Annotated in this window: 8 protein-coding genes; 1 reads left to right on the forward strand and 7 read right to left on the reverse strand. The window is 49.0% G+C overall.

Translation table 11 applies throughout. The features are described 5' to 3' along the window. Positions 1-233 precede the first annotated feature (233 nt). On the forward strand, positions 234-1,193 hold the full coding sequence (locus ACR2PX_RS02400) for an integron integrase (protein ID WP_433997763.1): 960 nt from the start codon (positions 234-236) through the stop codon (positions 1,191-1,193). A 248-nt stretch (positions 1,194-1,441) separates the two neighbouring features. On the opposite strand, the gene nqrF is transcribed toward ACR2PX_RS02400, so the two are convergent. From nqrF to ACR2PX_RS02435, 7 genes are all read right to left on the reverse strand, one after another. Continuing rightward, positions 1,442-2,668 (reverse strand): NADH:ubiquinone reductase (Na(+)-transporting) subunit F, encoded by a 1,227-nt coding sequence (gene nqrF / locus ACR2PX_RS02405; protein ID WP_433997764.1) that lies wholly within the window; start codon positions 2,666-2,668, stop codon positions 1,442-1,444. 15 nt (positions 2,669-2,683) lie between these two features. After that, the gene (nqrE, locus tag ACR2PX_RS02410) at positions 2,684-3,280 is read right to left on the reverse strand and encodes an NADH:ubiquinone reductase (Na(+)-transporting) subunit E (protein WP_433997765.1); all 597 of its coding nucleotides are present in this window, start codon (positions 3,278-3,280) and stop codon (positions 2,684-2,686) included. A 3-nt stretch (positions 3,281-3,283) separates the two neighbouring features. After that, positions 3,284-3,949, reverse strand: a complete 666-nt coding sequence (locus tag ACR2PX_RS02415; protein ID WP_062268817.1) for an NADH:ubiquinone reductase (Na(+)-transporting) subunit D — start codon at positions 3,947-3,949, stop codon at positions 3,284-3,286. Next, positions 3,949-4,737, reverse strand: coding sequence for a Na(+)-translocating NADH-quinone reductase subunit C (locus tag ACR2PX_RS02420; RefSeq protein ID WP_433997766.1), 789 nt, complete (start codon positions 4,735-4,737; stop codon positions 3,949-3,951). The genes ACR2PX_RS02415 and ACR2PX_RS02420 overlap by 1 nt, the downstream gene beginning before the upstream one ends. Beyond that, positions 4,737-5,936 carry an NADH:ubiquinone reductase (Na(+)-transporting) subunit B gene (locus ACR2PX_RS02425; protein WP_433997767.1) on the reverse strand — a complete coding sequence of 400 codons (1,200 nt, stop codon included), beginning with the start codon at positions 5,934-5,936 and terminating at the stop codon, positions 4,737-4,739. The genes ACR2PX_RS02420 and ACR2PX_RS02425 overlap by 1 nt, the downstream gene beginning before the upstream one ends. Before the next feature lie 6 nt (positions 5,937-5,942). Then, a complete protein-coding gene (locus ACR2PX_RS02430; RefSeq protein WP_433997768.1) occupies positions 5,943-7,277 on the reverse strand; it encodes a Na(+)-translocating NADH-quinone reductase subunit A in 1,335 nt (444 codons plus the stop codon). 627 nt (positions 7,278-7,904) lie between these two features. Further along, positions 7,905-8,687, reverse strand: a complete 783-nt coding sequence (locus ACR2PX_RS02435) for a TatD family hydrolase (protein ID WP_433997769.1) — start codon at positions 8,685-8,687, stop codon at positions 7,905-7,907. Positions 8,688-8,910 lie beyond the last annotated feature (223 nt).

Genomic DNA, 8,910 nt, shown 5'->3' on the forward strand with positions numbered 1-8,910 from the left:
ATGGCTGGTCAGTGTCGAAATGGCATCAAGAAATGCTTTGAAGAGAGCATATTGCATAACAGCATCCCTAAAAGTAGGTGACTGCTGCATTATAGTTCAAACAACAGATAAGACGAACTTAGCCGGCTATAAGCTATTTTGTTTACTGCCCTGAATAGGCCGCGTGTGAGTTATTTGCATTTTTGGCACCTTCTTCAATAATACTGTATAAAATAACAGTTGTTGAGTTTGTCATGCCTTCTCCTTTTATGACTGAAGTACGGAACACCCTGAGAGTGAAGCGCTATAGCTATAACACTGAACAGTCGTATTGTTATTGGATTAAGTACTTCATTCGCTATCATCACTTGAAGCACCCACAGGATTTAGGGCCTGATCACGTCAGGCAGTTTTTGACTTATCTTGCCGTTCAGCGCCGGGTTGCAAGCTCAACGCAAAACCAGGCTTTGAATGCTCTGAACTTTTTATACACGCAAGTTTTAGGCAGACCCTTGGGAGATGTCAGCAATCGGGTCAGGGCTAAGAATGCCACCAAAATTCCTGTGGTGTTTGAACGGCATGAAGTAAATGCTATTTTCTCAGCGATCAGCTCTGCACATAAGTTACCGGTTCAGCTGATGTATGGCTCAGGGCTTCGGATAACGGAATGTCTTCGCTTGCGTATTAAGAATATTGATTTCAATCGCAAGGCGATTCTTGTTCGAAGTGGCAAAGGCAATAAAGACAGGGTAACCATCTTGCCTGATCCGCTTATTACTGTCCTTCAGGCTCGAATAAGCGAAGTTCGTTTTCTCCATGCTGCAGATACAGAAGCCGGTTTTGGTGAAGTTTGGATGCCGGATGCCCTTGCTAAAAAATACCCATCTGAGGCAAAAAGCCTGCATTGGCAGTATCTTTTTTGTTCCCACAAGCGTTCAATCGATCCCAGAGATGGCAGCGAACGACGCCATCATATCGATGACAGTACTTTGCAAAGAGCGGTAAAACGAGCCATTGAGTTATCGGGTATACAAAAAAAGGGAAGCTGCCATACTTTCAGGCATTCTTTTGCCACTCATTTGCTGGATGATGGTTACGATATACGAACGGTTCAGGAGCTTCTTGGGCACAAGGACTTAAAGACAACCCAGATCTACACTCATGTGTTAAACCGTGGTGGTCATGCAGTTAAGAGCCCTTTGTGCAAGATATAAGAGGCACGCTACCGCCCGAGGAGTGTTAACTGTCTAAGCAGCTGACGAGCACTAATCCCTTGGCTCAATAGCTTCCTGTTTGTTTAACTGCATTTTATTGAGCGACATTGTGCCACTATATGACACGAAAGGATAGGTATTGGTACGTAGCTGTAAAACAAAAAAACCGGTGTACTCCTGAGAGTATCACCGGTTTTTTGTCAGGGATGCCCACGCATCCCTAAGCAACATCGCTTTAGACCGATGGATTAACCACCAAAGTCGTCCAGCAGAATGTTTTCATGCTCAACACCCTGGTCTTCCAGCATCTTGATCACCGCAGCGTTCATCATGGGAGGTCCACACATGTAGAACTCGCAGTCTTCAGGTGCAGCGTGCTCCTTCAGGTAGTTGTCGAACAATACCTGGTGGATGAAGCCAGTCTTACCTTCCCAGTTATCTTCTGGCTGTGGATCAGACAGCGCCAGATGCCAGGAAAAGTTAGGATTGTCTTCTGCCAGCTTGTCGAACTCTTCTACGTAGAAGGCTTCACGCAAAGAACGTGCACCGTACCAGAAAGAGATCTTGCGGGTTGAAGAAATACGCTTCAGCTGGTCAAAGATATGGGAACGCATAGGCGCCATACCTGCACCACCGCCTACGAAGACCATTTCGTTTTCGGTTTCTTTCGCGAAGAATTCACCGAAGGGTCCGTAAACGGTCATCTTGTCACCTGGCTGCAGGTTAAAGACATAGGAAGACATCTTACCTGGAGCAAAGTCAGTACCCGGAGGTGGTGAAGCAATACGAATATTGAACTTCAGGATACCTTCTTCTTCAGGGTAGTTAGCCATGGAGTAAGCACGGATGGTCTCTTCATTCACCTTGGAAGTGAACTTCCACTGGTCAAATTTGTCCCAATCACCACGGTACTCATCTTGAATGATGAAGTTCTTATACTCAACAGTGTGAGCAGGCGCTTCAAGCTGAACGTAACCACCGGCACGGAAGTTAACGTTTTCGCCTTCAGGCAGTTTCAGAACCAGCTCTTTGATGAAGGTGGCAACGTTGTCGTTAGAAACAACTTCACATTCCCACTTTTTAACACCGAAGAGTTCTTCTTCAACTTCAATTTCCATGTCCTGCTTAACGTTCACCTGGCAGGACAGGCGCCAGCCTTCCTTTTCTTCACGCTTGGTGAAGTGGGAACGTTCGGTAGGCAGCATCTCACCGCCACCATCCAGCACTTTACACTTGCACTGTGCACAGGTACCGCCACCACCACAGGCAGAGGGCAGGAAGACACCAGCGCCAGACAGAGTTGTCAGGAGCTTGCCGCCGGCAGAGGTTGTCACTGCCTTTTCGGGGTCTTCGTTGATGTTGATAGTCACATCACCGGTGCTAACCAGTCGTGAGCGAGCTGCCAGAATTACCGCTACGAGCGTCAGCACGATAACGGTAAACATGACTACGCCCAATACGATTGTAGAATCCATATTTACACGATCTCCTTACAGCTGTACGCCGGAGAATGACAGGAAGCCCAGTGACATCAAACCTACGGTAATGAAGGTGATGCCCAGACCCTGCAGGCCCGGAGGTACGTCACTGTACTTCAGCTTTTCACGGATACCAGCCAGGGCGGCAATTGCCAAAGCCCAGCCAACACCAGCACCCAAACCATATACCGTAGACTCGCCCAGGCTATAGTCACGCTCTACCATGAACAGAGAAGCACCCATGATGGCGCAGTTCACGGTAATCAGCGGAAGGAATACACCCAGCGCGTTGTAGAGAGACGGTACAAATTTGTCCAGAAACATTTCCAGAATCTGAACCAGGGCTGCGATAACACCGATGTAGGTGATCAGACCCAGGAAGCTCAGATCGATACCGGCTGCCAGCGCACTATCTTTCAGAATGTTCTGATAGATCAGGTTGTTAATGGGCACAGTAATAGCCAGTACCGCCACCACTGCAACACCCAGACCCAGAGCTGTTTTAACCTGCTTGGACACCGCCAGGAAGGTACACATACCCAGGAAGAAAGCCAATGCCATGTTTTCCACGAACACTGCTTTCACAAAAAGTGAGATGAAATGTTCCATGGCTTAGTGGGCCTCGCTGAACTTGGTGTTGGGAGCCATCTTGAACTCGTTGTCTTCAACCTGGTCCGGCTTGCGACTGCGAATCACCCAGATCAGCAGACCGATCAGGAAGAACGCACTGGGAGCCAGCAGCATCAGGCCGTTAGGCTGATACCAGCCACCGTTGTTGACGGTCTTCAAGATTTCAACACCGAACAGATTACCGGCACCGAACAGCTCACGGAAGAAGGCAACAATCAGCAGAACCGCACCGTATCCAAGACCGTTACCAATACCGTCCAGGAAGGACAGTTTGGGACCGTTCTTCATAGCGAAGGCTTCGGCACGACCCATTACGATACAGTTGGTGATGATCAGACCTACGAATACAGACAGCTGTTTGGAGATGTCGTACGCGTAAGCTTTCAGAATCTGATCCACCACGATTACCAGAGAAGCAATAACGGTCATCTGACAGATGATTCGAATGCTGTTAGGAATGTGGTTACGAATCAGGGATACGGCCAGGTTGGAACAGGCTGTTACGCCAATTACCGCCATGGCCATAACCAGGCTGACCTGCATGCTGGTGGTCACCGCCAGTGCCGAACAGATACCCAGGATCTGAAGGGTGATGGGGTTGTTGTTAACGACCGGTTCCAGCAGGATATCTTTAGTCTTCTCAGACATTATGCATCCCCCGCTTTCAGGTTAGTAAGGAACGGTTTGAAGCCTTCGTTACCCATCCAGAAATGAATCAGGTTGGTAACACCGTTACTGGTCAGTGTTGCACCGGAAAGACCATCGACTTTATAAAGGGACTTGGGATCAGCACCGCCTTTTACCAGGCCGGCTTCCACTACACCTTTATTGTCGTAGACCTTCTTGCCAGGCCACTTGGCCTTCCAGAGTGGGTTGTCTACTTCGCCACCCAGTCCTGGAGTTTCCTTCTGATCATAGAAACCGAAACCCTTAACGGTGTTCAGGTCGCTATCCAGAGCCATAAAGCCGTACATGGTTGACCACAGACCATAGCCGTGTACTGGCAGAATGATGGTTTCCAGCTTGCCATTTTTCTCAATGACATAAACCTTGGCAACATCCGCCTGACGCTTGATGCTGGCAATGTCCTGAGAACCTTTCAAGGCACGGGACTCATCAGGAATCTTGGCAGCCACACGCTGGTCGTAGTTTTCAGGGGTCTGACCTTCCGGGGTCTTCTCGATGAACTTGCCAGTCTTGAGGTCTACCAGACGAGGCTGAATCTGTTTGTAGAGGTCAGCCACTTCGCTGTTGCTCAGAGCCTTGGCGTCTTTGGTCAGACCAGAGATGCTGAGAATGTTTCGCTGAACGTCCAGCTCGACATTTTCAGTCTGCAGCGGCTTCAGGAAAACAGCTGCAGCAGACACCACTACAGAACACACCAGAGAGAGCAGAATCGTTACAAATAACGTCTTCTTAATACTATCGTTACCCATCAGGCACGAGCCTCCCTACGCTTGATGTTGGCTTCAACCACAAAGTGGTCAATCAGCGGCGCAAACAGGTTGGCGAACAGAATTGCCAGCATCATACCTTCCGGATAAGCCGGGTTGACGGTACGAATCAGGATTACCATAACACCAATCAGAATCCCGTAATACCAGCGACCGGTATCGGTCATGGAAGCTGATACAGGGTCGGTTGTCATAAAGATCAGGCCGAAAGCAAAGCCGCCCATCACCATATGCCAATACCATGGAGTACTGAACATCATGTTGGTCTCAGAATCAATCATGTTGAACAGGGTTGCAGTAGCGATCATGCCGAGCATGGTGCCCGCAACAATTCTCCAGGAAGCAATACGGGTCGCCAGCAACACAGCACCACCAATGAAGATGGCCAGAGTTGAGGTTTCGCCTACAGAGCCCTGAATAGTACCCAGGAATGCGTCGAACCAGGTGATGCCATTGGACACTACCTGATCAATGCCACCCTGCTGTGCCAGACTCAGTGCGGTTGCACCGGAAAAACCGTCTACAGCGGTCCAAACCAGGTCACCAGAGATCTGTGCCGGGTAAGCAAAGAACAGGAACGCACGACCTGTCAGGGCCGGGTTCAGGAAGTTCTTGCCAGTACCACCAAATACTTCCTTACCGATAACAACACCGAAGGAAATACCCAGAGCTACCTGCCACAGTGGAATGCTGGGGGGAACGATGAGAGCGAAGAGTACAGAAGTTACAAAGAAGCCTTCGTTAACTTCGTGACCACGTACTACGGCAAACAGCACTTCCCAGAAGCCACCGACAAAGAATGTCACGGCATAAATAGGCAGGAAGAAAACAGCGCCATAAATAAAGTTATCCCAAAGGCTCGCAGGATCGTGACCGGCCAGAAGGCTGATCAGGGCACCGTGCCAGTCAGAAGGAGCAGCCAGTCCACCAGCAATAGCGGTGTTAGCCTGAAAGCCGACATTCCACATGCCAAAGAACATGGCCGGGAATGTGCAAAGCCAGACCATACCCATCATACGCTTCAGATCGATCGCGTCGCGAACGTGAGCTGTGTTGTGCGTCTTGTTGGGGGGTGTATAAAGCAGAGTGTCTACTGCTTCAAACAGTGCATACCACTTCTCGTGCTTGCCACCTTTGATAAAGTGGGGCTCGAGCGTGTCGAGGAGTTTTCTCAAAGCCATGATCTGTTAGCCCTCCAGCTCGATACGGGTGAGGTTGTCGCGCAGGATGGGACCGTACTCGTACTTACCGGCACACACATAAGTGCACAGTGCCAGATCGTCTTCTTCCAGTTCCAGAGCACCCAGCTTCTGGGCCATTTCCGTATCACCTACCACAATTGCACGCAGCAACTGAGTGGCCAGAATGTCCAGAGGCATGACCGTTTCATACTGACCCACAGGTACCATGGCACGCTCACCACCATTGGTGGTTGTGGTGAAGTTGAACAGTTTGCTTCTGCTCAGACCCGATGTCAGCACGTTCAGAACAGAATGACGGTTCACGGTGGGGTTTACCCAGCCCATAAACAGACGTTCATTGCCTTCTTCCAGAACGGAAACCTGTGTTTGATAACGTCCCAGAAATGCGAAGGAGCCTTTTGCAATACGGCCACCAAACACAGAACCGGAGATAATACGGTTATCACCTTCTTTCAGTTCACCTGCTGTCAGCTCATCGGTGTTGGCACCCACACGGGTACGTACCAGGCGCGGCTTCTCAACCTGAGGACCCGCCAGAGAAACAACACGATCGGTGAACAGTTTGCCGGTTGTGAACAGTTTGCCTACTGCAATCACATCCTGATAGTTGATCTGCCAAACCGTTTTACTGGCATTGACTGGATCCAGGAAATGGATATGAGTACTTGGCTGACCCGCCGGATGAGGACCATCGAATTCTTCTGCAGTCGCGATGCCAGCAGGAATGCGGGCGCCCGGTGCTTTACAGAGGAAAATTTTACCGCCGCTCAGTTTGCCCAGGATACTGATACCCTGTTCAAACGCTTCAGCATGCTCACTGATAATGACTTCAGGATTTGCTGCCAGCGGGTTGGTATCAATGGCTGTCACAAAGATTGAGCTTGGGCGGGAGCCCAGGGCAGGAACCTTGCTGAATGGACGCGTGCGCAGGGCTGCCCACAATCCAGATTCGTTCAGCTGTGTTTCTACCTGCTCAGCGGTCAGAGCAGACAACGCTTCAGGTTTGTGTTCAGTAAAAGCCACTTCGTCGTCACCATCGACATCAATGACAACGGACTGTAGAACACGTTTCTCACCACGATTAATCGCAGCAACAACACCGGCAGCTGGCGCGGTATAGCGCACGCCCGGTGTTTTCTTGTCGATAAAGAGCTCTTGCCCTTTCTTAACTCGATCCCCGACAGCGACGGCCATAGTAGGTTTCATTCCTACATAGTCAAAGCCAATCACGGCGACAGAGCGAACTGCTCGGCCATCCGATATGCTTTGTTCAGGCGCCCCTGTAATCGGAAGATCCAGCCCCTGTTTGATTTTGATCATACCTTTCGCCTAATCAATCAATTTTCAGGTCCGGAATAAACCCGCCTCTCCGGTGATAACCGACAACTGACCAATACAACGCTGAATATCCAGCTTTTTTTCCAACAGGAAGTCAGAACTAAAGCTATGATCTTTGCTTCAATCGAATGCACAGCAAAAAGACCGCACTCCCCTGGAATGAGTCCTGTTTGTCGATTTTCTGATTCAAGCAAACTGACGGTAAACGTCCTCAAGCCCCATACTGCCTAGTTGAGACTCGAGTGCAATCGCACATCAATCCATCGTTATGTGGCCGCAACGGCTCACCATAGAAAAAATGGTGGCGCAATTATAAAGACAGTCTCTTGGATATGCTATAGGCGAATGATTGCGGAATTCCTTAATATTGAAAGCAGTTACCATTATATTGAAGGCAGTTATTGGTCATCAATCGTTATCGACAATTTTAAAAACTGGTCGAATGGTCAGGTGACTGCATTTTCAGCCATTTTCCGTGCTCAAAGCCGTATCGATTTCAAGCATGGCTCTGTTGACTTTATCAATAACTCGACAGGCACAAACTGCTTAAAGGATGAATAATTATGAAGTGCATGATCCATCAGAATGATGGATCATGGTGATGGGTTTTCAGCAGGCAGCAGCCTTGGGGAAAAGTCGAAAAAAGTTTTCGCCGGTGATGTCAGCCAGCTCTTCTGTAGTAATACCTTTTAATTCAGCCACACACTTTGCCACATCAGGCAAATAGCGTGGCTCATTGGGCTTACCGCGATGAGGTACCGGCGCAAGATAAGGGGAGTCCGTTTCAATCAGCAGGCGATCCAATGGAATTTTCTTAACGACCTCTCTTAACTCAGTCGCATTCCTGAACGTAACGATACCTGAAATCGAGATGAAGTAGTTCAAGTCCATTGCTTCGCGCGCCATCTCCCAGCTTTCTGTAAAACAGTGCAATACACCGCCCTTCTCCAAATCACCGTGCTGACGTATCAGATCGAGAGTATCTTCTCTGGCATCCCGGGTGTGAACAATAATAGGCAGTTGCGATTGTGTCGCAGCCTGCAAATGAATTCTGAATCGTTCCTGCTGCAGCGCTTTATTATCGGGCGAGTAGTAATAATCAAGACCACTCTCACCAATAGCAATCACTCTCGGGTGCTTGGCGTAACCTAAAAGTGTTTGTAAATCCGGCTCTGCTGCATCCTTTTCCAGAGGATGTATCCCAACTGACGCGTAAACGTCCTGATAGGTATCAGCCAGATCAATCACAGCATCTGCATGCTCAAGATCAATACCCACACAAAGCACTCTTTCAACACCCGCTTGTCGGGCTGCATTGAGTGCTTTTTCCAGGTCACCGTCATAGCAGTCGAGCTTGAGACGATCGAGGTGGCAATGAGAATCAATCAGCATGTTAAGTCGTAATAAATTCGATAGTGTTTAGAAAAGTAGCCTTTCATCATACCCCATCCATTATCACGTTACCTTAGTGCCTTCCTTATAAAGTTTGATAGGACTTACGCATTGACAGCGTGTTCCGAAATTTGATAATTGACCCAAATGATTGTTTATCAGGGATGAAAGTGAGAAGTACTACTCGCCCGACTACCGCACGATGCACCCTTTCACAATACAT

Source organism: Endozoicomonas sp. (genome assembly GCF_051008435.1).
Classification (GTDB): domain Bacteria; phylum Pseudomonadota; class Gammaproteobacteria; order Pseudomonadales; family Endozoicomonadaceae; genus Endozoicomonas_A.